The sequence below is a fragment of the Streptomyces caniferus genome (genome assembly GCF_009811555.1).
GTDB lineage: Bacteria > Actinomycetota > Actinomycetes > Streptomycetales > Streptomycetaceae > Streptomyces > Streptomyces caniferus.
On record NZ_BLIN01000005.1, the window covers coordinates 1,953,120 to 1,979,235 of the forward strand.

The 26,116-nt window shown below is 73.5% G+C and carries 16 protein-coding genes; 5 read left to right on the forward strand and 11 right to left on the reverse strand.

From position 1 onward, the window contains the following. Positions 1-4 precede the first annotated feature (4 nt). A complete protein-coding gene (locus Scani_RS25245) occupies positions 5-3,508 on the forward strand; it encodes a polysaccharide biosynthesis protein (protein ID WP_159480121.1) in 3,504 nt (1,167 codons plus the stop codon). Positions 3,509-3,710: 202 nt separating this feature from the next. Here the strand turns inward: Scani_RS25245 and Scani_RS25250 are convergent, their stop codons facing one another. Next, a complete protein-coding gene (locus tag Scani_RS25250) occupies positions 3,711-5,057 on the reverse strand; it encodes a glycoside hydrolase family protein (RefSeq protein WP_246296155.1) in 1,347 nt (448 codons plus the stop codon). A 127-nt stretch (positions 5,058-5,184) separates the two neighbouring features. Between Scani_RS25250 and Scani_RS25255 the strand changes: the two genes are divergently transcribed. Further along, a complete protein-coding gene (locus tag Scani_RS25255; protein ID WP_159480122.1) occupies positions 5,185-6,297 on the forward strand; it encodes a DUF5925 domain-containing protein in 1,113 nt (370 codons plus the stop codon). Between the two features lie 79 nt (positions 6,298-6,376). Here Scani_RS25255 and Scani_RS25260 read toward each other — a convergent pair whose 3' ends face one another. From Scani_RS25260 to Scani_RS25280, 5 genes are all read right to left on the reverse strand, one after another. Further along, positions 6,377-7,339 (reverse strand): pirin family protein, encoded by a 963-nt coding sequence (locus Scani_RS25260; protein WP_159480123.1) that lies wholly within the window; start codon positions 7,337-7,339, stop codon positions 6,377-6,379. 70 nt (positions 7,340-7,409) lie between these two features. Continuing rightward, complete coding sequence (gene ddaH / locus Scani_RS25265) at positions 7,410-8,186, reverse strand: dimethylargininase (protein ID WP_159480124.1); 777 nt, start codon at positions 8,184-8,186, stop codon at positions 7,410-7,412. Positions 8,187-8,221: 35 nt separating this feature from the next. Continuing rightward, the gene (locus tag Scani_RS25270) at positions 8,222-8,611 is read right to left on the reverse strand and encodes a GntR family transcriptional regulator (protein ID WP_159480125.1); all 390 of its coding nucleotides are present in this window, start codon (positions 8,609-8,611) and stop codon (positions 8,222-8,224) included. Between the two features lie 173 nt (positions 8,612-8,784). Next, positions 8,785-10,635: an asparagine synthase (glutamine-hydrolyzing) gene (asnB, locus tag Scani_RS25275; protein ID WP_159480126.1), complete on the reverse strand. Its 1,851-nt coding sequence runs from the start codon at positions 10,633-10,635 to the stop codon at positions 8,785-8,787. Between the two features lie 207 nt (positions 10,636-10,842). Then, entirely contained in the window at positions 10,843-12,039 is a 1,197-nt protein-coding gene (locus Scani_RS25280) for a methyltransferase domain-containing protein (protein WP_159480127.1), read from the reverse strand. A gap of 194 nt (positions 12,040-12,233) precedes the next feature. On the opposite strand from Scani_RS25280, the gene Scani_RS25285 reads away from it, so the two are divergent. Further along, a complete protein-coding gene (locus tag Scani_RS25285; RefSeq protein ID WP_159480128.1) occupies positions 12,234-14,750 on the forward strand; it encodes a SpoIIE family protein phosphatase in 2,517 nt (838 codons plus the stop codon). Positions 14,751-15,019: 269 nt separating this feature from the next. On the opposite strand, the gene Scani_RS25290 is transcribed toward Scani_RS25285, so the two are convergent. Together Scani_RS25290 and Scani_RS25295 are read right to left on the reverse strand one after the other, a co-directional pair. Next, positions 15,020-15,667 (reverse strand): hypothetical protein, encoded by a 648-nt coding sequence (locus Scani_RS25290; RefSeq protein WP_159480129.1) that lies wholly within the window; start codon positions 15,665-15,667, stop codon positions 15,020-15,022. A gap of 72 nt (positions 15,668-15,739) precedes the next feature. Beyond that, positions 15,740-17,341 (reverse strand): cupredoxin domain-containing protein, encoded by a 1,602-nt coding sequence (locus Scani_RS25295; RefSeq protein ID WP_159480130.1) that lies wholly within the window; start codon positions 17,339-17,341, stop codon positions 15,740-15,742. A 690-nt stretch (positions 17,342-18,031) separates the two neighbouring features. Here Scani_RS25295 and Scani_RS25300 point away from each other — a divergent pair. Together Scani_RS25300 and Scani_RS25305 are read left to right on the forward strand one after the other, a co-directional pair. Continuing rightward, positions 18,032-19,039, forward strand: a complete 1,008-nt coding sequence (locus Scani_RS25300; protein WP_159480131.1) for a lytic polysaccharide monooxygenase auxiliary activity family 9 protein — start codon at positions 18,032-18,034, stop codon at positions 19,037-19,039. A gap of 227 nt (positions 19,040-19,266) precedes the next feature. Then, entirely contained in the window at positions 19,267-19,854 is a 588-nt protein-coding gene (locus Scani_RS25305) for a TetR/AcrR family transcriptional regulator (RefSeq protein ID WP_159480132.1), read from the forward strand. Positions 19,855-19,923: 69 nt separating this feature from the next. Here the strand turns inward: Scani_RS25305 and Scani_RS25310 are convergent, their stop codons facing one another. From Scani_RS25310 to Scani_RS25320, 3 genes are all read right to left on the reverse strand, one after another. Continuing rightward, positions 19,924-20,826 carry an esterase/lipase family protein gene (locus tag Scani_RS25310; protein ID WP_159480133.1) on the reverse strand — a complete coding sequence of 301 codons (903 nt, stop codon included), beginning with the start codon at positions 20,824-20,826 and terminating at the stop codon, positions 19,924-19,926. A 398-nt stretch (positions 20,827-21,224) separates the two neighbouring features. Next, on the reverse strand, positions 21,225-22,325 hold the full coding sequence (locus Scani_RS25315; protein WP_159480134.1) for a DNA polymerase Y family protein: 1,101 nt from the start codon (positions 22,323-22,325) through the stop codon (positions 21,225-21,227). Continuing rightward, a complete protein-coding gene (locus Scani_RS25320) occupies positions 22,322-25,945 on the reverse strand; it encodes a DNA polymerase III subunit alpha (protein ID WP_159480135.1) in 3,624 nt (1,207 codons plus the stop codon). The genes Scani_RS25315 and Scani_RS25320 overlap by 4 nt, the downstream gene beginning before the upstream one ends. Between the last annotated feature and the right edge of the window lie 171 nt (positions 25,946-26,116).

The window sequence follows — 26,116 nt, forward strand, 5'->3', positions numbered from 1 at the left end:
GCCGGTGTCTGACACCACCACCAGGACCGAGGAGCACACGGAACCGGAGCCGCGGGGCGGCGGCCGCACGCCGCGCCTCCCGGGGCGGGGCGGCGGAAGTCCGTTGTTCCGCAACGCCTATGCGCTGATGCTCAACACCGGCGTCTCCGGGCTGCTCGGTCTGGGGTTCTGGCTGGTCGCGGCCCGTTTCTACACGGAGACCGCGGTCGGCCAGGGCTCGGCGGCCATCGCCGCGATGAAGCTGCTGGCCGGGCTGACGGCGGTGACCCTGACCGGTGCGCTGGCCCGCTTCATCCCGGTCGCCGGGCGGGGCACCGGCCGCCTGGTACTGCGGACCTACGCGGGCAGTTCGGTCGTGGTGGCCGCCGCCGCGGCCGTCTTCCTGTGCACCCTCGACCTCTGGGGCCCCTCCTACCGCTTCCTGCACGGCCCGCTGAACGGCCTGGGCTTCCTGCTGGCCGTGGTCGCCTGGTCGTTGCTCACCCTGCAGGACGGCGTGCTGACCGGACTGCGCAGCGCCCTGTGGGTGCCGGTGGGCAACCTCGCCTTCTCCGCGGTGAAGCTCGGGCTGCTGGTGGTCTTCGCCGCCGCGGTGCCCACCGCCGGGGTCTTCGTCTCCTGGGCCGCGGCGATCGCGGTCTCGGTGATTCCGCTGAGCCGGCTGGTGTTCCGGCGGCTGGTGCCCCGGCATGTGCGGACCACCGAACGCACCGCCCGGCCGCCGACGCTGCGGGAGATGGGCCGCTTCCTGGCCGGCGACTACACCGGGTCGCTGTTCTCGCTCGCCGTGGTCTACCTCGTACCGGTCCTGGTGGCCTCGCAGGTCAGCGCGGCCGACAACGCGTACTTCTACATCACCACCACCATCGGCGGCACGGTCAATCTGCTCGCCCTCAACATGGGCGCCTCGCTGACCGTCGAGGGGGCCCACGATCCGGCGCAGCTGGCCCACCACACCCGGGCCGCGCTGCGGCGGATGGCCCGGATCATGCTCCCGGTCTGCGCCGTCCTGTTCGTCGGCGCGCCCCACCTCCTGGGCATCTTCGGCCCGGGGTACGCGGAGGCGGCGACGCCGCTGCTGCGCTGGTTCGCGGTGGGGGCGGTGCTGCGAGTGGTGATGGAGGTCCATTTCGCGGTGCTGCGCGCGCAGAGCCGTACGTCCGGACTGGCCGCCCTGCAGGGCCTGTTGTGCGTGCTGGTGCTCGGGCTGACACTGGTGCTGCTGCCGCGGATGGGGCTGACCGGTGCCGGTGTCGCCGAGATCTCCAGCCTGGCGGTGATCGTCGCGATCGCGAGCGTCCGGCTGGGCCGGGTGCTGCGCGGGGCGGGGTCCGCGCCGCCCGCCCGGACACCGGCGGACGGCCTCGCCCCCGACGGGGATCCGGCGGATCTGGCCGTCCACGGGGACCGGGGGGATGCGGTGCGGGTGCACGAGGCGAAGGGCGAGCCGGCCGCGGCCACCGTGCCGCGCGCTCCGCTCCAGGGCGGGCCACCGCGCCGCCGCGCACTCCTCGTACGCGCCCGGAGCCGTCCCGACCTCGCCGTCTGGGCCCTGCTGGCCACCGCGCTCGCCCTGTTCTGGCTGCCGCTGCGCGGGATGGGCGATGCCGCCCTGGACCGGATGAACGGGCTCGGGCTGATCTCGGTGCTGCCGGTCGCGACGCTCGCCGGGGTCGCCCTGCTGGTGGCGGCCTTCGGCGCGGCGCTGGCGCTCTCCCGCCCCCGGCGGGCGCTGCTCGCCGCGGTGCTGCTGCTGACGGTGGTGGCGCTGCATGCGCTGCCCGCCGTCCTGGAGACCGAACCGCGCTTCCCGACGGCCTGGCAGCATCTGGGTTTCCTGGACTACCTCGGCAGGACCGGCTCCGCGGTCCCGGACCTGGACGCCCGCTGGAGCTGGCCCGGCTTCTTCGCCGCGGTGCAGTTCGTCGCCGGGGCCTGCGGGGTCACCGACTTCACCGAAGTGCTGCGCTGGTGGCCGCTGGCCGTACAACTCCTCTACCTGGCGCCGCTGTTCCTCCTCCTCCGGGCGGTACGGGCGAGCTGGCGGGCGAAGTGGTGTGCCCTCTGGCTGTTCGCGCTGTGCGGCTGGGTCGGCCAGGACTATTTCTCCCCGCAGGGGTTCACCTACCTCCTCTATCTCGCGTTCGTGGCGATCCTGCTGGTGTGGTTCCGCGATCCCCGGCCGATATGGAGCGTGCGCCGGCCGGGCGAGGCGGAGGTGCGGCCGGCCGGCCGCGGTCAGCTGGTGACGCTGCTCGGCGTGCTGATCGCGCTGTTCGCGGCCTCGGTGGCGGGCCATCAGCTCACCCCGTTCGTGATGCTCGGTGTGCTGACCGTCCTGGTGCTCGTCCGGCGCTCCGGCCTCCACGGCCTGCCGCTGCTGCTCGGCGTCCTGGTCGCGGCCTGGGTCGGGTTCCTCGCCGAGCCCTACTGGTCGGGCCACTTCGACGAGCTGTTCGGCGGGCTCGGCGGCATCGGGGGCAATGTCTCCTCGTCCGTCACGGACCGGATCGGCGGCGACCCCACGCACAAGCTGGTGCTCTACACCCGAGTGGCACTGGCGGGCGGGGTACTGGCGCTGGCCTGCTGGGGAGTGCTGCGCCGACGGGCGGCGGGCTTCACCGAACGCGCGCTGCCGGTACTGACCTTCGTGCCCTTCCTGGCGTTCGGGATGCAGTCCTACGGCGGCGAGATGGCGCTGCGGGTGTTCCTGTTCGCGCTGCCCGGGGCCGCTGCGCTGGCGGCGCTGGCCCTGTTCCCGCGCGAGGGCGGTACCCGGCGCGGGCTCGGGCCGCTCGCCGCGCTGCTGACGGGCCTGCTGCTGGCCTTCGGCTTCCTCGTCGCCCGCTGGGGCAACGAGCCGTTCGAGCGGATCCGGCCGGGCGAGGTCGCGGCGATGGACTACGTCTATGCGCACGACCGGCCGACCGTACGGCTGCTGTGGCTGAGCAGCGACCCCGTCAACAGCGTCACCCCGGCGATGCCGTGGGGCGCCCGGGACATGGAGCGGGTGCAGTACGAACCGGCCCTGGCGCCCCGCGATCCGGACCGGGTGGGCCCGGTCGTGAGCGCCCTGCGGGAGGCGGGGCCGCAGTCGTACCTCATCGTCAACCACGGCCAGGCGGAGTCCCTGCGGCTGGACTCCGGCTACCGCACGGACTGGGAAGTACGGCTGCGCACCGCCCTGGACCGGCGCCCCGAGCTGCGGCGGGTGCTGTCGAACCGGCAGGCGGCGGTCTACGAGCTGACGCGGCGCCCGGCGGGCGAGGTCGTGCCGCCCCGGCCCGGCCCGGCCGGCCCGCAGGTGACCTGGACGCCGTGGTCGGTGCTCGGTGCGCTGGCGGCGCTCGCGCTGATGGCGGTGCTGGCGGCCCGCGAGGTGCTGCGGGTCGGGGTGGCCCCGAGCGTGCGCCAACTGCACTGGATGCAGGGCCTGTTCTGGTTCTCGATGCCGTTGCTGGCGGTGTTCCTGGCGTCGCTGGTGCAGCGGTTCCTGACGATGTCCTGAGGCCGGCGACGAGCGTGGCGCCCGGGAGGGCGGAGCTGTCCGAGAGGGGCGAGCTGTCCGGGCACGGGCGGCGAGACGCCCTCGCAGCGGACGCGGGCGGTTCGGCGCCCTCACGGCGGACGCGGACGGCTCGCACCCTCACGGCGGACGCGGTTCCCGCACCGTCCCGCGGGAGCGGTGCGGTCCACGGGACGCGAGCGGGTCAGCCGCGGTCGAGCCACCGCACCTGGTAGCCGTCGAGCGTGACGTCCTTCCCGTCCACGGTCACCACGGCGCGCCTGTCCTTGGTGTTGACCAGCAGCGCCGCATGGTCATCGGCCAGCCCCCGGACCTGCGTCCCGCCGGTGTCGAGGTCCCGCGGCCGCTCCCCCGGCGGGAAGGCGCGGGAGAACCGCGACAGCAGGTCCATCATGGGCAGCCCCACTCCCCCGCCGTCCCGTTCGGTGTTGGTCCACAGGCATCCGGGGCAGCGCTCCCCCTCGGTCTCCGGGTTCCAGTAGAGCCCGCTGGTGGCACCACCGGCGGCCATCTCGATCAGGGCGGTGGCCTGCGTGGCGGTGCGGCGGCGCTCGCTCCAGCCGGCCCGGTCGTCCTTCTCGTCCGGGATCTCGACGTACCACTCCGCCCACCACAGCGGCAGCCCGGTCTCCTTGCGCAGCCACCGCCCCACGTCGGCGAACTTCCGGGTGGCGGCGAACGCGTCCGGGGCGTAGCGGTCGTCCTTGCTGTAGCTGGAGCCGTCGACGACCAGGAAGTCCGCGCCGGCCTTGTGCCGGTTCCAGTACGCGAGGGCGTCGAGGGTGCGGTGGTCGATGCTGCCCCAGGGGCCCTTGAGGCCGGAGGCGTAGGTGTCGTCGCCCGGGACATAACTGTCCATCACCAGATAGGGGCCGCCGACCTGATTGGCGCTGTTCACCTTCTTCACCGCGCGGTAGACCAGGTTGTACAGGCGGGTGTATCCCTCGTAATTCCAGCGGCCTTTGGCGTCGTCGAAGAATCCCTTGAATTCGTTCCAGACGACGAAGTGCCGGACGTCCGGATAGCGCTGGGCGACCTGTGCGGCGAGCGCGGCGAAATCCGCGTAATGCGCGGGCGAGGGGGCCTTCTCCAGGGTGCTCCAGTCGGTGTGTCCGGCCGTGCCGCCCTTCATCCAGTCCGGGGCGCAGCACAGGGTCAGCACGGGGGTGCCGCCGGTCCGCCGGATCAGCGCCAGACGGCGGTCCAGGTCCGAGAAGTCGAACTGGCCCGGCCGCGGTTCGGGGTTGTCCGCACCCCAGCCCATCAGGTGCTGGTTCTGCGGCATCGGGTGGGCGGTGAGCAGCCGGGCGGCCCGTGCGGTGGACTCGTCGGTGCCGCTGTCCGCGCTGTACTGGGTGTGGGTGAACCCCCAGCCCACGGCGGGGCCCGCGGCGCGCGGGCGCGCGGGCCGCTTCGCGTCCCCGCCGTCGTCGCCCGGAAGGGAACAGATGACCACCAGTATGGCCAGCACCGCCACCCCGGCCGCGATCGCGAAGCCCGGACCCTGACGTTCCCCACCTTGACGTCGCACATTGGGCAGATTAGCCAGCGAAGCGACCACTACGCCCGAGTTTCTGAGTAACAGTTCTGTTCTGGTGCGGGGAAAACGCCGGGATAATCCGTGTACGTCGTGGGGCGCCGTGACAGATCATGGCGCTATGTGTGCCGATCACGTCCAGCCGTCCGCCGCCGAGGAGTCCCTTCCGCTCCGGCTGACCATGGACGACAGCGATTCGCCCTCCGATGTCGTCGATGCGCTCTTCCTGGGGCGTTTCGCCAAGGGAGAGCAGCCGTACGCCCGCAGCCGGTCGATGGACCGGGTGAAGTCGGGCCTGACGCTGCTGCCGCCGGGCGCCCGGATCCTGCGCTCGGCGAAGGACGAGGACCGCAGCGCCACGCTCGCCGAGGGCGACGGCTACACCCTGCTGGTCTCCCGCTGGAACCGCGGCGCCGATGTGACGGTCACCGCCGTCACCGACGAACTGGCCGAGAAGGTGCTGGGCCAGGCCGCCGACGGGGCGCAGGACGAGCCGGAGCCGCAGCCGGAGAACGTCCCGATGGGCTTCTGGTACTTCTCCCCGCGCCGCGGACCGCACCGTACGTCCCGGCAGATCTCGGCCGGCACCTGGGAGGAGATCCGGCCCAACTACACCGCGCCGGTGGCCGAGGCGATGGACCGGCTGATGAAGGTGGCACCCGAGGAGATCGCCGGCCGGCTGCTGTTGCTGCACGGCCCGCCCGGTACGGGCAAGACCTCCGCACTGCGCACGCTCGCCCGTTCCTGGCGCGACTGGTGCCAGGTGGACTGCGTCCTGGACCCGGAGCGGCTGTTCAACGACGTCGGCTATCTGATGGACATCGCGATCGGCGAGGACGACAGCACCGGCAAGGGCCGCTGGCGGCTGCTGCTCCTGGAGGACTGCGACGAACTGATCCGCGGCGAGGCCAAGCACGCCGCGGGCCAGGCGCTGTCGCGGCTGCTCAACCTGACGGACGGCCTGCTGGGCCAGGGCCGCAACGTCCTGGTCGGGGTGACCACCAACGAGGATCTGGAGCGGATGCATCCGGCGGTGATCCGCCCCGGCCGCTGCCTGGCCCGGATCGAGGTCGGGCCGCTGACCCGCCGGGAAGCCGTGCGCTGGCTCGGCACGGAGCAGGGCATCGGACGCGAGGGCGCCTCGCTCGCCGAGCTGTACGCACTGCGGCGCGGCACCCGGCCCGCGTCGGTCCCGCCCCAGGACTCGGGTGCCGATGCGGGGCTGTATCTGTGAACCGCTGACCTTCTGCCCCACAGCCCCGGCCGCCCGCCGCGCGCCCCGCTGCGGCCCCCGCACTGCGGCCCCCGCCCCGTCAGTGCACCCGTCCCCGCGGTTTCATGGGCACCGCCGGCAGCTCCGGCGCCGTCAGCCGCTCCCCCTCGTAGCCGTGCACCTCGCCGAAGCGGGTGCCCGTCATCCAGGCGTCCCGGGCCTGTTCGATGTCCTCCTGGGACCGTCCCACGAAGTTCCACCACATGAGGATGTTCTCCTCGAAGGGTTCGCCGCCGAGCAGCATCAGGCTGCTGTCGGCGTCGGCGCGCAGGGGCAACTCGCTGCGCCCGCAGCCGAGGTAGAGGAGGGCGCCGGGGGCGAGGCGGACGCCGTCGACCTCGCTCTCGCCGGAGATGGTCAGCGCCGCGTACTCGAAGTCGGGGTCGATCGGGAGACGGGCGTCCGTGCCGGCGGCGAGGGTGAGGTCGGCGCCGACCAGCGGGGAGTAGGTGGTGCCGGGCGAGGCGGCGCCGGCCAGCTCGCCGAGGATGACCGTGGCGGAGAGCCCGCCGCCGCCGTCGATCACCGGCAGGTCGGCGTGGTGCTCGAAGGCCGGGGCGGTGTCGCGGTGTTCGCCGGGGAGGGCCACCCACAGCTGGGCGCCGTGCAGGAACCGGGCATGGCCGAGCGGCGACTCCTCGGAGTGCGCGATGGCCCGGCCCGAGGTCATCAGACCCAGCTCCCGCGGGCGTACGGTCTGCAGGCTGCCGAGGCTGTCACGGTGCAGCACCTCCCCCTCGCGCAGCCAGCTGACGGTCTGCAGGCCCATGTGCGGATGCGGCGGCACCTGCATCCCGGGCTCCCCGACGATGTCGTCGGGACCGTAGTGGTCGACGAAGCACCAGGCGCCCACCATCCGCCGGCCGAGGTTCGGCAGCAGTCTGCGGACGACGGTGCTCTCGCCGAGCGGTACCTGTTTGCCGGGCTGCACGTCGCGGACCGGGCCCGTACGGCCGTTGCCGCCGCACGGATGGGGCGCGGGTCTGAGGTCGAGGTTGCTCATGCCGCCACGATAGGCACGGCCGGGGGCACGGTCCGGGCAGGCACACGAGGTGCCCGGGGGTGATGCCCCGTCATGCATACAGCTCGCGCAGCCGTACGGACAGGCAGGTCACGCAGCCCTCCAGCTTCTCGAACTCGCTGATGTCCACGCAGACCGGCTGATATCCCAGGTCGGCGAAGAGCTCCGCGCTCTTGGGGGCGCCCTCGGACATCAGCAGCTTGCCGCCGCCGAGCAGCACGACATGGGCGCCGGACTCCTCGGGGACGGGCAGGAAGCGGGGGAAGGCAGCCGGGTCGTCGACCAGCGGCAAGTGGCCGATCACGGTGCCGTCCGGGAGCGCGGTCACCGCGGACTTGAGGTGCAGCACCCGGCTGACCGGTACGGCGACCACGCGGGCACCCAACGGCTCGAAGGCGGCGCGGAGTTGGCGTACGCCGTCGGCGTTGGTGCGTCCGCCGCGGCCGACGTAGACGGTGTCGCCGACCTTCAGGACGTCGCCGCCGTCCAGGGTGCCGGGCGCCCGGATCTCGTTGACGGAGCAGCCGAGCGCCTCCGCGGCCGCGCGGGCGGCGGGCACCTCGGCCCTGCGGGAGCCGGCGCCGGGGCGGGCGAGCAGCGCGACGTTGCGGAAGACCACCATCGAGTCCTCGACGAAGACCGCGTCGGGGCAGTCGTCGGCGGGGTCGACCTCGGTGGTCCGCCAGCCGTGGTCGCGCAGCACCTGGACGTAGGCCTCCCACTGGCGCAGGGCGAGCGCGGGGTCGACCGGCTGCCGTTCGATATGGGTGACCAGGCCCTCCACGAGGCGGGGTCCTGGCCGGCGGACGAGCGCCTGCTTGCTGGGCATGCGGCTCCTTTCGGGTGTGAGCGCGGTGACCGCGCTCAGGCGTCGGTGCGGTAGGTGGCGCGCAGGGCGTCCTCGACGGCGGCGAGGGCGGCTCCGTGGTCCAGGCCCAGGCGCAGGGCGCGGCGGGCGTAGCCCTCGGCGGCCGCGGCGGCTTCCTTGTCCGCGGCCTCCCCGGCCGCCGCGATGAAGCTGCCGTTGCGGCCCCGGGTCTCGATCACGCCGTCGGTCTCCAGGGCGCGGTAGGCCTTGGCGACGGTGTTGGCGGCCAGACCGAGGTCCTCGGCCAGGCCGCGGACGGTGGGGAGCTTGTAGCCGACGGGGAGGGCGCCGTCCCTGGCCTGGTCCGCGATCTGGGTGCGTACCTGCTCGAACGGCGCGGCGTCCGCCGCCGGATCGATGGTGATGGTCAAGGTCTGCGGGGACACGGTGGCGCTCCTGGTGCTGGTGGTGGGGCGGGCGGATGCGCGACGCCCCGTGGCCGCGGGGCTGGTCCCCGAGGCTGCGTGGCGTGCTCGTACCCGTCGGTGCGCGGTTTTGTCGCATCCATTGTGCGTCAGGAGCGCCCGCCGTGCGGGGAGGTGTCACCCCTCGGGGGATGTCACAGGTCGAGGGTGGTGCCCGTCGTGCGCAGCCAGGCGTTCATCCCGAGGACCAGTTCGGCGCCCGGCCGGATGGCGCCGCTCGCGCCGTCGGCGGTGGCCTCGGCCATGGCGGTCCGGTCCAGCAGCGGCCGCACGGGGGCGTCGCGGTCGGCGCACAGGGCCTTGAGCTCGGCGCGCAGCGCCTCGGCGTAGCGCGGGTCCTGGGTGCTGGGGTAGGGGCTCTTGACCCGGTCGGCCACCGCGTCGGGCAGCACCTCGCGGGTGGCGGCGCGCAGCAGGGACTTCTCCCGGCCGTCGAACGTCTTCATCGCCCAGGGGGTGTTGAAGACGTAGTCGACGAGGCGGTGGTCGCAGAACGGGACGCGGACCTCCAGGCCGACGGCCATGCTGGCCCGGTCCTTGCGGTCGAGCAGGATCTGCACGAAGCGGGTCAGATGGAGATAGCTGACCTCGCGCATCCGGCGCTGGTGGCCCGTGTCGCCGTCGCCGTAGGGCACTTCGGCGAGCGCCTCGTGGTAGCGCTGCGCCTCGTATCCGGGCAGGTCGAGCTTGGCGAGCAGGCCCTTGTCCAGCAGCGCCTCACGGGTGGCGTTGCCGCCGGCGAACCGGCCGGAGAGACCGGCCGCCACCCAGGGGAAGGTACCGGCGTAGACGGACTCGGGGTCGTGGAACCAGCGGTAGCCGCCGAAGACCTCGTCCGCGGACTCGCCGGACAGCGCGACCGTGGACTGTGCACGGACGGCCTTGAACAGCAGGTAGAGGGAGGTGTCCCCGTCGCCGAAGCCGTTGGGCAGGTCCCGGGCGGCGAGCACGGCGGCACGGTGGGCGGGGTCCATCAGGGCCGTGGTGTCCAGGACGATGTCGTGATGGTCGGAGCCGACGTGCTCGGCCAGGGCGTGGGCGTACGGCCCGTCGGGGGTGCCGCGCAGGTCGTCGGGGACGAAGTTCTCGGTGTAGCCGGTGAAGTCGACGGCGAACGAGCGGACCGGTCCGCGGTCCCGGGCGGACAGGGCACCGGCGGCGAGCGCGGTGATGACGGACGAGTCCAGGCCGCCGGAGAGCAGGGTGCACAGCGGCACATCGGCGATCAGCTGGCGGGCGACGATGTCGTCGAGCAGGGCGCGGATGTGCGCGACGGTGGTGGCGAGGTCATCGGTGTGCTCGCGGGCGGTGAGGGCCCAGTAGCGCCGGACGGTCACCCCTCCGCGGCCGACCCGGACGGTGTGGCCGGGACGCACCTCGTGCAGGCCCTGGTAGACGGCGTGGCCCGGGGTCTTGGTGAAGGTGATGAGTTCGGCGAGGCCCTCGGCGTCGACGACGGGACGTACCGAGGGGTGGGCGAGGATCGCCTTGGGCTCGGAGCCGAACAGCACCCCGTCGGGCGTGGGGTGGTAGTAGAGCGGTTTGATGCCCATCCGGTCGCGGACCAGCAGGAGTTCCTGTCTCTGCGGGTCCCAGAGCGCGAAGGCGTACATGCCGTTGAGGCGGTCGGCGAACGCCGCGCCCCACTGGAGGTAGGCGTGCAGCACCACTTCGGTGTCGCTGCGGGTACGGAAGGTGTGGCCCAGCTGTTCGAGTTCGGCGCGCAGCTCCAGGTAGTTGTAGACCTCACCGCTGTAGGTGGTGACGAGCAGGGTGCGGCCGTCCTCTTCGACGGTCATGGGCTGCGCGCCGCCGTCGATGTCGATGACCGCGAGCCGGCGGTGGCCGAGCGCGGCGTGGGTGTCGAGCCAGAGGCCTGCCGCGTCCGGGCCGCGGCAGGCCATGGTCCCGGTCATCGCCTCCAGCGTGGAGCGCCGGGTGGTGAGGTCGTGGTCGTAGGAGATCCATCCGGTGATTCCGCACATGCTCGCGGCTCCTCCCTCATGGGCCGCGGCACCGCCGCACCCCGGCGACGGTCCGCGCGGTCACCGTAGGCCCGGATACTTGCATGTGCCACTCAAACCTTCGGCGGGCGTACGGAACGGGCCAGGCGTGCACCACAGCGCGGGAAAGCGGCGGCACAGCGCGCCCCACGTACGGGGAAAGGAGCGGCAAAACGGCGCACCGCGGGTTCAGCCGCCGGGCCGCGCCCCGTCGAGGGAGACGGCCCGGGAGGGGGCGGACGGGTCGTGGGCGACGGCGTCGCCGGGCCGGTGCCAGTGGAGCAGGAAGCGGTGCCCCGCGCGCAGTCCGTCCAGACCGGCGCGGCAGTGCGCGACCATGTCGTCCGGCAGCGCATCCAGCCGGTGCCACGCCAACTCCGCGCACTTGTCCGGTTCGCGGTTCCACGGTTCGCCGCCCGCGCCGTACTCCGCCTCGAAGAACCAGCCGATCCGGGGCCGCGCCGGCGGCGGGGCACAGTGCTGCATGACGAGCCCGACCCTCAGGTCCCCGGGCGTCAGCCGCAGCCCGATCTCCTCCGCGGCCTCCCGGATCATGGCCTCCCTGACGTCCTCACCGTCCTCCGCATGGCCCGAGGGGGCGTGCAGCAGGCCGTCGGCATAGCCGGTGCCCGACCGGCGGGCGAGCAGCACCTCCTCGCCGCGGCGCAGGACGAGGTGGACGTCGACCACTTCGGTGTGCCGGCGCGGGAGCTCGGCGATCAGCACATACCGTTCGTCGGTCACCTCCTTGCCCCACAGCACCGGATCGTGCGAGAGGTGCTCGACCCGGGTGCGCGCCGCCAGCGGCCCGACCAGATCGGTGAGTTCGCCCGCCGGGATGCCGACCGGCTCGGCCTCGCCCCAGCGGCCCTCGACGAGCACCAGCCGGCCGCCGGGAGCCAGCAGCCCGGCCCAACGGCGCAGCGCGGCAGCGGGATCGGGCAGCGCCCACAGGACATGGCGCACCAGGACGACGTCGAACCGCTGCTCCCCCACGGGTGGTTCGGCGGCGTCCGCGACCAGGAACGCGGCGTCCCGGCCCGCGAGCTTGCCGCGCGCCTGCGCGATCATGCGCGGTGAGCGGTCGACGCCCGTGACCCGGTGGCCCTGCTCGGCGGCGAGCAGGGCCAGGCTTCCCGTGCCGCATCCCAGGTCGAGGACGGCGGCGGGAGCGGAGGGGAGCCAGGAGCGCAGCCGGGCGGCCCAGGCGGCGCGGACCGCGGGGTCGCGCAGGCCGTGGTCCGGCTCGTCGTCGAAGGAGGCCGCGGCGGCTTCCCAGTAGGCGGCGTCGGCGGTCGGCAGGGCCGATTCCCCCTGGTCGGCACGGGGGTTGGCGGGTTCGGCGGGGAGCTGGGAGGCCGGGTCGGCGGGCGCGTCGGTGCTCATGTGCCGATGGTGCCGGCGACCACTGACAACGGCCGGGAGCCGCGTTTTCCGCCGTGTGCGGGAGGCCCGCGGAGGGCGCCGGGTAGAGCGCCCGGACAGGGTGAGGGAGTACCGTGATAGGGCCGGTCGAATGCGGCGGCGCCGCCCCGGACAGAGTGTCCGCCGCATGGTGGGACCGGCATTGGACCGGTCAGATGAATGCCTCCCAGAGCAGCCGTCTCTCCGGAGACGGGGTCTTCGACCTCACACGGACGGCCGTGGTGATGGCCGATCGCGCAGGGGTGGCGCGGGGCTGGACCAAGGGCGCGGAGCGGCTTCTCGGCTACGGGGTCGCCGAGGCCGTCGGCAGGCCGCTGGCGGACCTCTTCGCCGGGGCGGGCGCCGGGGCGGAGCAGGACAGCAGGTGGGCGGCCCGGCTGGCGTCGTCGGACGGCTGGAGCGGGCTGGAGGCCGTACGCCACAAGGACGGGCACCGGCTCGACCTGGAGTTCCGGGTGCTGCCGGTGCTGGATGCCCGAAAGGGCTTCTCGCGTCTCGTCCTTGCCGCCGAGATGACGCAGACGCCCTGGTCAGGGGCGAGCCGGTCGTTTCTGGAAGGCATTTTGGGCATGTCGCCGATCGGTGTGGCCATGGTCAACGCCGAGCTGCAGTTCGTCTGGCTGAACGACGCCCTGGAGCAGATGGGCGGGACCAGCCGCGAGCAGCGCCTCGGGAAGCGCCTGGGGGAGGTGCAGCCGGACCTGGCCGTGCAGTCCATCGAGGCGGAGATGCGGCGGGTGCTGCGCACCGGCACCCCCTCGGTCGGCTACGAATACCTGGGGCGTCCGCAGTCCGATCCGGGGCGGGAGCACGCCTACTCCACGTCGTTCTTCCGCCTGGAGGACGAGGCGGGCCAGGTGCTCGGCATCTGTTACATGGTCCTCGACGTCACGGAAAGTTACCGGGCCCGGCAGCGGATGGCGCTGCTGAACAAGGCCGGTGAACGCATCGGCAGCTCGCTGGACGTCTGGCAGACCGCGCAGGAGCTCGCCGACGTGGCCGTCCCGGACCTCGCCGACTTCGTCACCGTCGACCTGCTCGATGCGCTGCTCTCCGGGGAGGAGACGGCGCCCGGCCCGCTCGACGCGGCGGATCTGCTCGTCATGCGCCGTGCGGGGCAGCAGTCCGTCCGCGGGGGCTGCCCCGAGGCGGTGGTCGCCATCGGAGAGCCGGCCGCCTATCCCCCGTCGGCGCCGGTCGTGCGCAGCCTCACCGAGGGCAACTCCACGCTGCTCCAGACGCTGGATCTCGCCGAGGGCGACTGGGCGGCCGAGGACCCGGTGCGGGCGGCGCATCTGCGCAGTCTCGGCTTTCACTCGCTGATGGTGGTGCCGCTCCGGGCGCGGGGCGTCTTCCTGGGGGCGGCGGCGTTCGCCCGCTGGCAGCCCACCGGCCCGTTCCAGCCCGACGACCTGGTGCTCGCCGAGGAATTCGTCACCCGCGCGGCGATCTCCATCGACAACGCCCGCCGGTACACCCGCGAGCACAACGCGGCCCTCACCCTCCAGCACAGCCTGCTGCCGCGCGATCTGCCCGAGCAGTGCGCCGTGGAGGCCGCCTACCGCTATCTGCCTGCCGATTCGCTGAGCGGGGTCGGCGGCGACTGGTTCGATGTGATCCCGCTGTCCGGGGCCCGGGTCGCGCTGGTGGTCGGTGATGTGGTCGGTCACGGGGTGCACGCGGCGGCCACGATGGGGCGGCTGCGCGCCGCGGTGCAGGCGCTCGCGGATCTGGACCTGGCCCCGGACGAGGTGCTGGCGCATCTGGACGACATGCTCAACCGGGTCGCCCACGACGCGAACACCGACGACGGGGTCATCGGGGCCACCTGCCTGTACGCGGTCTACGACCCCGTCAGCTGCCGCTGCACCCTGGCCCGCGCCGGTCACCCCGCCCCGCTGCTGGTCGGTCCCGACGGCGCCGGCCGGCTCCTGGATCTGCCGACCGGCCCGCCGCTGGGGCTGGGCGGCATGCCCTTCGAATCCGTCGAACTGCCGCTGCCGGAAGGCAGTCTGCTGGCGCTCTACACCAACGGACTGCTGCTGGGCAAGGCCCTCGACCTCGACGGCGGGATCGCCAGGCTGCGCCGTGCGCTGGCCGATCCGCAGGCTCCGCTGGAGGACATCTGCGAGACGGTGATCGGCGGTCTGCCGGGCGGACGGCCGGTCGACGATGTGGCGCTGCTGCTGGCACGCACCCGGGCCCTGCCCCGGACGCAGCTGGCCACCTGGGAGATTCCCGCCGATCCGTCCGCGGTCGGCGAGGCCCGCAGGACCGCGGCCGGCCGGCTGCGGGAGTGGGGTCTGGAGGAACTCGGCTTCTCCACCGAACTGATCGTCAGCGAACTGGTCACCAACGCCATCCGGCACGCCTCCGGCCCGATCGGCCTGCGGATGATCCGGGCCCGGGAACTGATCTGCGAGGTCTCGGACGCCAGCAGCACCACACCGCATCTGCGCCATGCGCGGACCACCGACGAGGGCGGCCGGGGCCTGTTCCTGATCGCCCGGTACGCCCAGCGGTGGGGAACCCGCTACACCGCCCAAGGAAAGATCATCTGGGCCGAACTCCCGCTCGGCACCGCCACCGGACGCGGACCGGCGAACGACCTGGACGCCCTCCTCGAAGACCTCGGCGACCCGGCCGACTTCACCGGCGCCGAGGGGCGCTGAGGGCGCCCACCGGCTCGGCACCGCACCGGCTCCGGACGCTTCCGTGGCTACGGTTCCTCGACGCCCCGCCTCAGCAGTTCGTCCTCCCGGAGCCGACCGGGCGGGACGGCCACGGCGACCGCTCCGCCGCTGGTGCGCGCCGAGGGACCGGCCGCGGAAAGACCGCCGGGCGGAGCCGTCCCGGCACCCCGAGGCCCGTTTCCTCCCCGCCTGCTCGTGCCCGTGCTCAACGGCTCCGCAGACGTCGATTCCCGGCGAGGCCGAGGTGTCTACCCGGGGGCCGCCCGTTGGGGACGGATGATGACCTCGCTCCCCAGCGGCCGGTATCCAGCCGCGAGAAAAGCCCGGAGGGATCGAGCATTCCCCGGGGCGACAGCGGCGAACACCGGCTCGCCGGCGGGGAGCAGGGTGAGCGCGTCACGCAGCAGGGAGCGCCCGAGCCCGGCACCGCCGCTACCGGGCCGGTCGAGTTCGATGCTCATCTCACGCCGTCCGGCCAGGCCGTCGGCCAGTGTGACGAGGCCGCGCTCATCTCCGTGGACGCGGACATCGGTGCGCAGCGCCCGGGCATGACGAACACGCGGGTGGTCCTCGGCATCAAGACGTTCCGGCAGACACGGAGGAGCCGACGCGCCACGCGCGACGACCACGGCGTCGACACTGTCGATCCAGCCCTCGCGGCCTGCCAGGTACCGCAGAAAGTCAGGAGCCAGCGAGGCGCCGTAGCCGTCGGGTCCTTTTGCCCGGACCTCGGACGCGGACAGGGCGGTGGCGATGACGGCGTGCCCGGTGAAGGCGACCGAGCACTCCAACCCGCCCGGCAGAGGGGGGAGAACTGTCACCTGGCCCTCCGCGGGCGGGAAGCGGCCGTCGGCTGCGTCGAGGAACATCCCCAGCAACGGGTGAGAGTCCGGCATGACGGTCCACCCTACGAGTTGCTGTCCCGCGGCTGCAGCGATGTGCGGCAAAACGCCCCGACGGGACAGCCCTCAGGTGACCGTCAAAGTCAGCGGGCCACCCGGCATCGGAGTGCCGTTCGGAAAACCGAAGGACGAGGACTTGTTCGCTTGGTCGGAGAGAACCAGGGCGATGGTGTACCTGCCCGGGGGCATGTTGTCGGGGAGCGGGAAGGTTGCGGTCAACGGGCCGCTGAAGGTCGGTGAGGTGCCGCCGGTCACGACGGGGTGCACAGTGCCGGAGGAGTCGACCAGGGAGACGTCGTAGCCGTCGACGCCCGAGGTGGTGCCCGAGACGTTGACGGTGAGCCGGATGTTCGTGGAGTGGTCCGTTGCCGGCACGACGGTGGGCGAGAGCGTGGCCTGGTCGATCTCGGGCAGCACCTTGTCCGGTGCCGAAGTGATCGTCAGGCCGGTCTCCGGTGCGCCGAACTCCGAGCCGTACAAGGCGACGTTCCCGGCCCTGTCCGTGATGATCAGGCCGGTGATGGGGCAGGTGAAGACCCACCGCGGTACGCCGTAGTCCACCGAGACGGTCCCGTCCGCCGCGGTCGTGGCCTTGGTGGAGGACTGCCGGCAGCCGTTGGGGCTGTCGGTGTGCACGACCGCCGATGCGATCGCGCCCCGGTTCCCGTGGGGCCGGAAAACGACCTTGGTGGTCCGGTCGCCGTGCCACGTGTCCACCGGGTTCGGCGTCGCGGTGAAACCGTCCGCGGAGAGCACGTCATCGGAGGTGACATGGACGGGCGCGGCCGAGAGTTTGCCATAGGCTCTGGTATTGCCCGCGTTGTCGGTGAGTTCGACCTTCGAGACGGTCCATTTGCCCGATGCCGTGTGCGCGGGGAAAGCCACGGACACGCGGCAGGACGTGGCGTCCGTCTGACCCGACCCGATGTAGCCACAGCCTTGATAGCCCTCGTCCCAGGTCCACTCGATGGCGAACGAGCCGGTCAGGTGCCGTCCTCCGGGTCCGGTCAGCGTCAAGGCGCCGCCGGAGATGCCTGCCTGGGCGTCGTGCACGTCGAGCTCGTACGTCATGCTCGACGCATCCTTGCCGACGTAGACGTACGGCGACTGTTCGTTGTCCACCGCGAGGTTCTCGTACGTCGGGCCCTGCTCATCGGCAAGCGTCTTCGCCTCGAACGTACTGTGGAACGCACCCAGCCGGGCGGCATCCCAGTCCAGCGAGGTGCCCCGGTGATCCCAGGCCTCCAGGCGGGTGACGGCCCAGGTGACCGACGTCCCGGCCGCGTACTGCGGGACGGCCGGCGTCCACTCGTAGGTGGCCTTCTGTGGCGTCGAGCCGGGAACCAGCTTGATGTCCTGGCCGAAGGAGCCCACCTCGTACGTCCCCACCAGCGGCACGCCCAGGTAGGTGCCGGCCGTGGCGCCCTGACGGCGCAGGGAGACCCGCACGCTCATGCCGTCGGTTCCCGGGGTGGTGTCCGTCATCGTCCAGCGGAGCGTGACGGTCTCACCGCCGGGCGTCGCGTCCACTGCGGACGGGGTGAAGTCCATGGCGGTGACGGCCGCGGTGCCCTTCTCCTGTGCCGCTGCGGTCCCCGTGACCGGCGCCAGGACCAACGCGATCCCCACCCCGATCGCCGCGGCTATCCGTCTCAGCTTTCTGCGCAACTGTGCCCCCTCATTCCGCTTTTCCCCTCGTATCCCCGCATTTCCGGGGAACCGGGACTGTAACAGTGCGGTCACCCACCGCACCGGAACAATTCACGCCTGTTCGGCTGCGCTCACACCGAACGGGCCACGCGCCGGGTCGAGTTGGCGGTGGAGCCACCTGATCCGGCGGCGGGGCCGGGCCCGCCCTCCTGGGAGGAGGCCGATGCTCTCCGACGGTGCTTGCTCGTCCACCACCAGGTCGGTGATCGATTGCCGTCGTGGTCTCGGCGGGCGGCAGTGAGGGAGGTTCGGCTTCAGCCCGGAGCGTCGGCTGGTCATTGCCCCACCGGGGCGCCACAGCGAAACGGCCGGGGAGCCACTCGGGGAGCCATCCGGGGCGAACCCTCCCGGACCGGCGCGGACGGTCACGGACAACTCACCGAGGATCGCCGGCACCTGACGTCCGTTTCCTCCCCGCCTGCCTGTGCCCCCGCTTAGCCGCTCCTTAAGCCCGTCATAAAGATCCTCAATGGCGGGCTTCCGGGGGCAAATTCGCTGTTCAGCGGGGCTAGCGTGCTTCTCGTGAGGCGGCGCTGCGGGCCGTCGGCGCCGCTCACCGGGGGACGGCGCCGTGGTCCGGGTCCCGACCCCCCACCACTGTGCTGCCTCGCGCCCCGCTCGATGCAACGAATGAAGGAGACCCCCACGATGACCGCTCGCCACAAGGCCACCGGGATCGCACTGGCCGGCATCGGCCCGCTCGTGCTCACCGTGCTCACCGCGAGCCCCGCCGCCGCGCACGGTTCGATGACGGACCCGGTCAGCCGGGTGTCGGCCTGTTTCGCGGAAGGGCCGGAGAACCCCAAGTCCGCGGCGTGCAAGGCGGCCGTGAAGGCCGGCGGCACCCAGGCGCTCTACGACTGGAACGGCGTACGGGACGGCGAAGCGGGCGGCCGGTCCAGGACGCGCATCCCGGACGGCAAGCTGTGCAGCGCCAACAACCCCGAGTACAAGGGCCTCGACCTGCCCCGCGCCGACTGGCCCGCCAGCACGATGCGGGCAGGGAAGCACACCTTCCGCTACAAGGCCACCGCGCCCCACAAGGGGTACTTCGAGCTGTACCTCACCAAGAGCAGCTACGACCCGGCCAAGCCGTTGAAGTGGTCCGACCTGGAGGCGAAGCCGTTCGCGAAGGTCACCGACCCGAAGCTGACCAACGGGGAGTACGTCTTCGACGGGAGGGTGCCGGCGCGGTCCGGGCGCCACCTGATCTACAGCGTCTGGCAGCGGTCGGACAGCCCGGAGGCGTTCTACACCTGCTCGGACGTCGTCTTCGGGAAGGCCCTCGGGGGTGCGGCCGCAAGGCCCGCGCCCACCGCCTCGGCCCCGACCGCCACCCAGCTCGCGGCGGGCGCCGGCAAGTCGTCGATGGACATGTCCCAGCACCACCACGCGGGGAGCGCAGCGGGCACCCACACCGATGTCGTCACGCAGGCGGACGCCGACGCCCCCGCGCCGGGCGGGAGTTCGCAGACCGGCGGCAACGCCCCGCACGCCCAGGGCGGCGGCAAGCCGGCCGGCGGGCAGCAGCTGGCGGAGACCGGCGGTGACGGCTCCACCGCCCCGCTGGCCATCGGCGGCGCCGCCGTTCTGGCCGTGGGCGCCGGGGTGCTGCTCGCCACCACCCGCCGCAGGGCCGCCCGGCACCGCGGCTGACCCCCGCGCCCCGGCCCTCCGGATGGCCGCGCCGCCTCCTCCCCCGCGTGCGGAAGGGGGCGGCCTCGCCCTGTGACCGGCCGGGCGGGCCCGGCCGCCACTTCCTGCACCGCTGCCGCGCCGCACTCCCCTGTGGTGCGGCGTGTGTGCGGGCACGCCGGCCGGCGCCCCGTTCCCGAGCGTTCTAGAGGCGCCTCTCCAATATAGTGGAGAGTACCCTCTAGAACATGGCCAGGCCACCCCGCTTCGACACCGCGAAGCTCCTCGACGCCGCCGTACGGCTGGCGGCCGAGTCCGGCCCCTCGGGCGTCACCATGTCCGCGGTCGCGGCGGCCGTCGGCGCCCCCAGCGGCTCGCTGTACCACCGCTTCACCGGCCGCACGGCGTTGCTCGCCGAGGTGTGGCTGCGTACCGTCGAGGACTTCCAGGAGGGCTACTTCGAGGCACTGGAATCGTCGGACGACCCGCGCGCCGGGGGCCGGGCCGCCGCCCGCCACATCGTGGCGTGGAGCCGCACACACCCCGCGGAGGCCGCACTGCTCCTGTACGGGGCCCACGAGTTCGGGTGGGACGACTGGTCCGACGCGTACCTGCTCCGCGCGGAGGAGGGGAACATCCGGGTACGAGCGGCCATGGCGGCGCTCGCGGGGGCGCTGGGGGTGCACGGCAGGCCCGGCCTGGACCGGGTGACGCTCGCCGTCATCGATGTCCCGCTGTCCGTGGTGCGCCGCCATCTGCGCGGCGGAACGGCGCTGCCCCCGCACGCCGAGGAGCTGGCGGAGCAGTGCACCGACGCCCTGCTGGCCGGCGGCTGACGACAGCGGCCCGGCCGGTACGGAGCGCGGTCCGGCCCCTGCGCCGGCGGGGGCCGGACCGGCTCCCGGTCAGCCCGACACGCAGGTGGTCCGGGTGGCGTGCGCCGGGTCGAGGGCGTTGGCCGTCTCGTGGAAGGCGACGCGGTCGGCGAGGGCGATGGCCACATGCTCGGAGATGTCGAGGGGGCACAGGTCCTGGAGCACGACGTTGCGCACGTCGGGGCCGCTCAGGAACTGGGTCCGGTAGGGGGTGACGACCTCGTCGTACTTGGTCGCGATCACGGTGTAGTGCACCCCGGGGACGGTGTCGCCGCCCTCGTCGAGACGGTTGAGGATGTCCGAGCCGACGATCTGGTCGGACAGCCCCGGGGTCAGTTTGTCGAGGTACTGCTTGGCGCCGGGGAAGTAGGGCAGCAGCCGGGTCAGCCCGTCCAGGTCGGTGCCGTGGTTGTCGGGAGCCAGCCCGACCAGCGCGTTCACCTTGTCCGCGCCGCCGTGGAACTTCATGTACACCCGCGGCATCATGCCGCCCTGCGAGTGCCCGACGAGATCGACCTTCGAGGTGCCGGTGGCGGCGAGCACCCGGTCGACGTAGTCGGCGAGCTGCTGGGCGGAGGCGTCTATCGGCCCCAGCCCGTGGAAGAACGGGACGCCGGGCAGCTGCCCGTAGTCCAGGGAGAAGACGCAGTAGCCGCGGGCCACCAAGTAGGGGGCGAGGCCCAGCCAGTTGTCGACGGCGTTGCCCAGGGTGCCGTGCACCAGGACCACCGGCCACGGGTGGTCGGCGGAGGGCTTGCAGGAGTAGTTGTTCCAGCCGCTGCGGACGGTGGGATGAGAGGGGCGGCGCGCAGCGTCTCCGGCCAGGGCGGTGGCGGGCGACGGGTGGGCGGCGGCGGGCGCGGCGGCGGTGAGACCGAGGGCCAGGGCGAGGGCGGGAAGCAGGGTGAGCGTTCTTGACCAGCGCAGCTTCATACGATGCTCCTTGCGGGGTGAGGGGACTCCGAAGTGCTCGGTGAGCCGTTCACCTGCGATCCGGATCGCAAGGGCCAACGCAGTTGACTGGCAAGTAAGTTACGGCTGGGTAAGCAGGAAGTGCCAGCGGTGCGACGGTGAAGGAAGCCACACACGCCCCTCACCGGATGTCCGGGGTGCAGAGCGCCGGGGGTGTGCTTGCGCCCCGGTTCCCCGGGGCTCGCCCGCCTCCGGTACCGGAGCCCTCCCGCACCGTCGACGGCGCCCTGACCAGGCACACGGCAGGAGGGCGCCGGTGGGGACGGCAGGAACAGCCGGTCCGGCCGGTCCGACCGGCGCCTGCGGAGAAGCTCTACGGCCGAGGCCGGTCCCGCTCCGCGCCGTGCGGGGCCCGGGACCTACGGCCGGGCGGGCCCCGGGCCGAGCGGCTCGGCGGCCGGCGGCGGCGTACGGCCGAGGGTCGCCGCGGGGCGTACGCTCCCGGCGCCGAAGCGCGCCCTGGCCCGGTCGACGGCCGCCTCGATGCGGTGCGCCTTGTCGTCGGACGGGTCGAAGGTCAGCTGCCGGGTGGCGAGTTCGGCACGGCACAGATCCTCCGCGCGCAGCGCCACGGACCGTACCCGCGCCCGCTGCAGCCCGAGCGCGGCATGCAGCGCATAGGCCGCCCCGGTCAGTGCGGGCCCGTGCGCGGTCGGCCCGTCCAGCCGCCGGGTGCGGGTCGTGGTGGAGCGGTCGGCGTAGCGGACGGTGAGGGTGAGCGCGCGGGCCACCTGCCCGCTCGCGCGCATCCGGGCGCCGAGGTCGTCGGCGAGCGAGAGCAGCGCCCGGCGGCGCCTGGCCGGGTCCAGCTCATCGTGGACGAAGCGGTGTTCCGCGCCCATCGAACGGGCCGCGGCGTTGGGCGTCACCGGCGTCGGGTCGATGCCGCGGGCCCGCTCGTACACGATGCGGCCGGTCTTCGCGCCGAGGATCCGCTGCAGGGTCGCGGGCGGTGCGGCGGCGATCCGGCCGACGCTGTCGAGCCCGTACGCGCACAGGGCGCGGGCGGTGGCCGGGCCGACGCCGTGCAGCGCCGAGGCCGGGCGGCGGTCGAGGAACGCGGCGACCGCTTCGGGGTGCTCGGGGACGGACCGGATCTCCCCGGGGGCCGCGCCCTGGGCCGCCATCCGGGCGAGCAGCGGGTTGGCGCCGATCCCGATCGCGCACCGTACGCCGTGCCAGGCCAGCGCGCGCAGTCGTACCAGTTCGGCGATGCCCGCCGCGTCCCGGTCGAAGTAGCGCAGCGCACCGCGGACATCCGCCAGCGCGGCGTCCGGCGGCAGCGCCTCGATCACCGGGGTGAACTGCGCCAGGAGCCGCAGCAGTTGCTCGAACGCCCCGGCGCTCACAGGGGTGTCGTCGACGGTCCGGAACCGCACGTGGAGCAGGCCCGGCCGCCGCCCGGCAGGGGGCGTGGCGTCGGCCGCTCCGGGGGCGCCGGTGCCCGCGCCGGGGGTCATCCCGCGCTCCCCGGGCTGGAGTGCCACAACTTGCGGCCGGTGGCGGCGCGTTCGCCCGCGGGCTGGAGGTCGGCCCACGGATGCAGCTCGTAGCCGGTCTCCAGCCGGAGGGTGCGGGCCGGGGCGGCGGGCCCGGGTGCCCGGTCCGCCTCGGGCTCCTCCCCCGCCTCCCTGCCCGCCCCGGCCGGGCCGTCGTCCGCCCCGGCCGGCGTCTCGTCCGGCGTCTCCGGTCCCGTCGCGAGCCGGGCGGCGACCGCCTCCAGCCCGCCCTCGCGGCGGAGTTCGGCCAGTTCGGCGAGGTTCCAGGCGGCGGTGCCGACCACGCTGAGGCTGCGCGGGCCGCGCCGCTGGACCGTACCGCGCACCAGCAGCAGCCAGGAGTGGAAGATCGTGTGCGCGCATGCCGCGACGGGGCTGGGGGTGCCTCCCGGGCCGCCGGCGTCCTGGGGAGTGTCGAAGAAGGCGCAGTCGACCAGTCCCGTGCTGTCGTCGAGGGTGGTGAAGATGACCCGGCGACCGGAGCGGATCGGCGGCGTCTGCGTGGCCGCCTTGGCGCCGGCGACCAGCACCGTCTCGCCGTGCCGCGCGCTGCGCAGCAGCCGGGCGGGCAGCGCGCCCAGCTCGGCGAGGAACTCCCGGTGGTCGGCCATCAGATGGCGGGAGGTGTCCATGCCGAGGACGCCCAGCTCGGCGCTGAGCCGTTCGACGTCACTGAGGTCGGGCAGCCCCGCCGGCTCGACCGGATCGGCCGGCACCGCCCGCTCCGTGCCCGCGCCGTCGAGGGCCCCGGACGGCAGCGTCAGCTGGCCATCGGACGCCTGCCGCCCGTGGCGGTGCAGCTCGGCGAGGTACAGCAGCAGATCCCGCCGGTTCGCGCCGAAGGCGTCCAACGCGCCCACCCGGGCGAGGCGTTCGGCCACCGGGCGGCTCGGCCTGGCCCGCTGCCACAGGTCCTGGAGCGAGCGGTAGGGCTGCCCGGCCTCGATCCGCCGCGCCTCGGCCTCGCTCATGCCGTGCACATCGGACAGCGCGAGCCGCAGCCCCCAGAGCGCACCGGAGCGGGGGCCGCCGCCACCGGAACCGGACACCAGTTCGATCCGATGGGCGACCGCCGACCGGTTCACATCCAGCGGCAGCACCGGCACCCCGCGCCGCCGCGCGTCCGCGAGCAGCAGCCGCTTCGGATACATCCCGGGGTCGTGGGTGAGCAGCCCGGCGTAGAAGGCCGCGGGGTGGTGCGCCTTGAGCCAGGCGGACTGGTAGGTGGGCACCGCGAAGGCCACCGCATGCGCCTTGCAGAAGCCGTACGAGCCGAAGGCCTCGACGATCTCCCAGGTGCGCGCGATGACGTCGGGCGCATAGCCGCGCCGCTCGGCGCACCGGGCGAACCAGGCGCGGAGCCGGCCCTGCAGCTCGGGGTGCGACAGCGCCCGCCGCTTCTCGTCCGCCTCGTCCCGCGCACAGCCCGTCATGATCCGCAACAGCTCGATGATCTGCTCGTGGAACACCACCACGCCGTAGGTCTCGCGCAGCGGTTCCTCCAGGTCGGGGTGCGGGTAGCGGACCGCCTTGCGGCCGTGCCGGGCCTCGATGAAGGGCCGCACCATGTCGGCGGCGACCGGCCCCGGCCGGAAGAGGGAGATGTCGACGACCAGATCGTGGAAGGTGGCGGGCTGCAGCCTGCCGACCAGGTCGCGCTGGCCCGGCGACTCGATCTGGAAGCAGCCGAGCGTCTCGGTCGAACGGATCAGGCCGTAGGTCGCGTCGTCACCGGGCGGCACCTGCGCGGGGTCGTCGAGATCGATCCGGCGCCCGGTGGCCCGGCCGATCTCGGCGACCGCATGCGCCATCGCGGACTGCATCCGCACGCCCAGCACATCGAGCTTGAGCAGCCCCAGGTCCTCCACGTCCTCCTTGTCGAACTGGGACATCGCAAAGCCCTCGCCGCTGGTCGGCACGACGGGCGTGCGGTCCAGCAGGGTGGCGTCGGAGAGCAGCACCCCGCACGGGTGCATGGCGATCCCGCGCGGCAGCGCGTCCAGCGCCTCGACCAGCTGCCACAGCCGCTCGTCACCGGCCTCCCGCACCCCGCGCAGCTCCGGCAGCTCGGCCAGCGCCGCCCGCGCGTCCCGGGCGCGGATGTGCGGGAAGGCCTTGGCGAGGCGGTCCACCTGCGCCGGGTCCATGCCCAGGGCGGCACCCACGTCGCGTACGGCGTGCCGTACGCGGTAGGTCTCGGGCATCGAGACGGTGGCGACCCGCTCGGCGCCGAAGCGGTCGAAGATCGCGCGGTAGACCTCCAGCCGGCGGGCGGACTCGACGTCGATGTCGATGTCCGGCAGCGCCGCCCGGCGCTCGGACAAGAAGCGCTCCATCAGCAGCCCGTGCTCGACCGGGTCGGCGTGGGCGATGCCGAGGAGGTGGTTGACCAGCGACCCGGCACCGGACCCGCGGGCCGCGACCCGGATACCCATCCCCCTTATGTCGTCCACGACTTGAGCGACCGTCAGGAAGTACGAGGGGTAGCCCAGGCGCTCGATCGTGCGCAGTTCGTCCTCCAGCCGCGTCCAGCGCACCCGGTCGCGGTCGTAGCCGCGCAGCACCATCCCGGCGGCGCAGCGCGAGCGCAGGACCCGGGCGGCGGTGCGGCGGCCCGCGCCCACCAGCCGCGGCTCGGGGAAGTGGACACGGCCGAGCCCGATGTCGTCCTGCGGGTCGACCAGGCACGCGCCGGCGGTTTCCTCGGTCATGGTGAGCAGCCGGTGGGCCAGGCCGCGCCGGAATCCGGCCGCCTCGGCGATCCGCTCGGCGGTGTGGCGCATCGAGGCGGCGTCCTTGAGCCAGCGCTCGCCGCCGTCCCAGGACTCGGGCCGGCGCCGGTCCACCGGCATCAGACGGCGGGCGGAGTCCAGGACGTCGGCGACCGGGCCCTGACCGGGGTCGGCGTAGCGGACCGCGTTGGTCAGCACGGCACAAACGCCCTGGTCGACGGCGAAGCCGAGGGTGCGGGCGGCCAGCCGCGGGGAGCCGGGGCCGCTGCCGGACCGCCCGTGGTCGACGACCTCCAGGCGCAGCGCCTCGCCGTACAGCTCGCGCCAGGGGGCGAGGAGCCGGGCGGCGCGGTCCGGGCGTCCGGCGGCCAGCGCCCGGCCGACCTCGGAGTCCGGCCCGAGCAGCACGGTCAGCCCGCCCGCGGCGGACTCCAGGGAGCTCCACGGGAGCACGGGCTGCTCGGCTCCGCCCGCATGGGCGGCGGAGACCAGCCGGCACAGGGCGGCCCAGCCGGCCGCTCCGTCGCGGGCCAGGAAGACGGCGCGGGCGGCGGACTCGTCGAGGAAGGCGCCGCCGCGCACCGGGGTGCGGCGGCGGGCGGCAGCGGGGCCGGCCGCGGGGCCCGACTCGCGCTCCGCCACGGCGAGTTCGGCGCCGAACAGCGGGCGGATGCCGGCCTCGGCGGCGGCCTTGGCGAACCGTACGGCCCCGGAGAGCCCGTCCCGGTCGGTCAGCGCGAGGGCGTCCATGCCGCGTTCGGCGGCGCGCTCGGCGAGCCGCTCCGGATGGGAGGCGCCGTAGCGCAGGGAGAACCCCGAAGCGGTGTGCAGATGCGTGAACCCGGGCATCCGCACCTCCTGCGCCTCATCCGCCCCCCGGCTGACCCTGTGTCCCTCGTTCCTCCCCTCCACCATAACCCGCTCATCGAACATTCGTACGAAGACCTGCCCGGGGGCCCCGGCCCGGCATCCGCCGATCAGCCCCGCCCGATCTGCGCACCCCCACCGCCAAACGGAAGA

Coding starts and splice junctions, on each gene's coding strand:
- Scani_RS25260 (WP_159480123.1), bottom strand. CDS start 7,339: ATGAGCAACCTCGACCTCAGACCCGCGCCCCATCCGTGCGGCGGCAAC.
- Scani_RS25255 (WP_159480122.1), top strand. CDS start 5,185: ATGTGTGCCGATCACGTCCAGCCGTCCGCCGCCGAGGAGTCCCTTCCG.
- ddaH (WP_159480124.1), bottom strand. CDS start 8,186: ATGCCCAGCAAGCAGGCGCTCGTCCGCCGGCCAGGACCCCGCCTCGTG.
- Scani_RS25300 (WP_159480131.1), top strand. CDS start 18,032: ATGACCGCTCGCCACAAGGCCACCGGGATCGCACTGGCCGGCATCGGC.
- Scani_RS25285 (WP_159480128.1), top strand. CDS start 12,234: ATGAATGCCTCCCAGAGCAGCCGTCTCTCCGGAGACGGGGTCTTCGAC.
- Scani_RS25310 (WP_159480133.1), bottom strand. CDS start 20,826: ATGAAGCTGCGCTGGTCAAGAACGCTCACCCTGCTTCCCGCCCTCGCC.
- Scani_RS25315 (WP_159480134.1), bottom strand. CDS start 22,325: ATGACCCCCGGCGCGGGCACCGGCGCCCCCGGAGCGGCCGACGCCACG.
- Scani_RS25305 (WP_159480132.1), top strand. CDS start 19,267: ATGGCCAGGCCACCCCGCTTCGACACCGCGAAGCTCCTCGACGCCGCC.
- asnB (WP_159480126.1), bottom strand. CDS start 10,635: ATGTGCGGAATCACCGGATGGATCTCCTACGACCACGACCTCACCACC.
- Scani_RS25320 (WP_159480135.1), bottom strand. CDS start 25,945: ATGCCCGGGTTCACGCATCTGCACACCGCTTCGGGGTTCTCCCTGCGC.
- Scani_RS25280 (WP_159480127.1), bottom strand. CDS start 12,039: ATGAGCACCGACGCGCCCGCCGACCCGGCCTCCCAGCTCCCCGCCGAA.
- Scani_RS25290 (WP_159480129.1), bottom strand. CDS start 15,667: ATGCCGGACTCTCACCCGTTGCTGGGGATGTTCCTCGACGCAGCCGAC.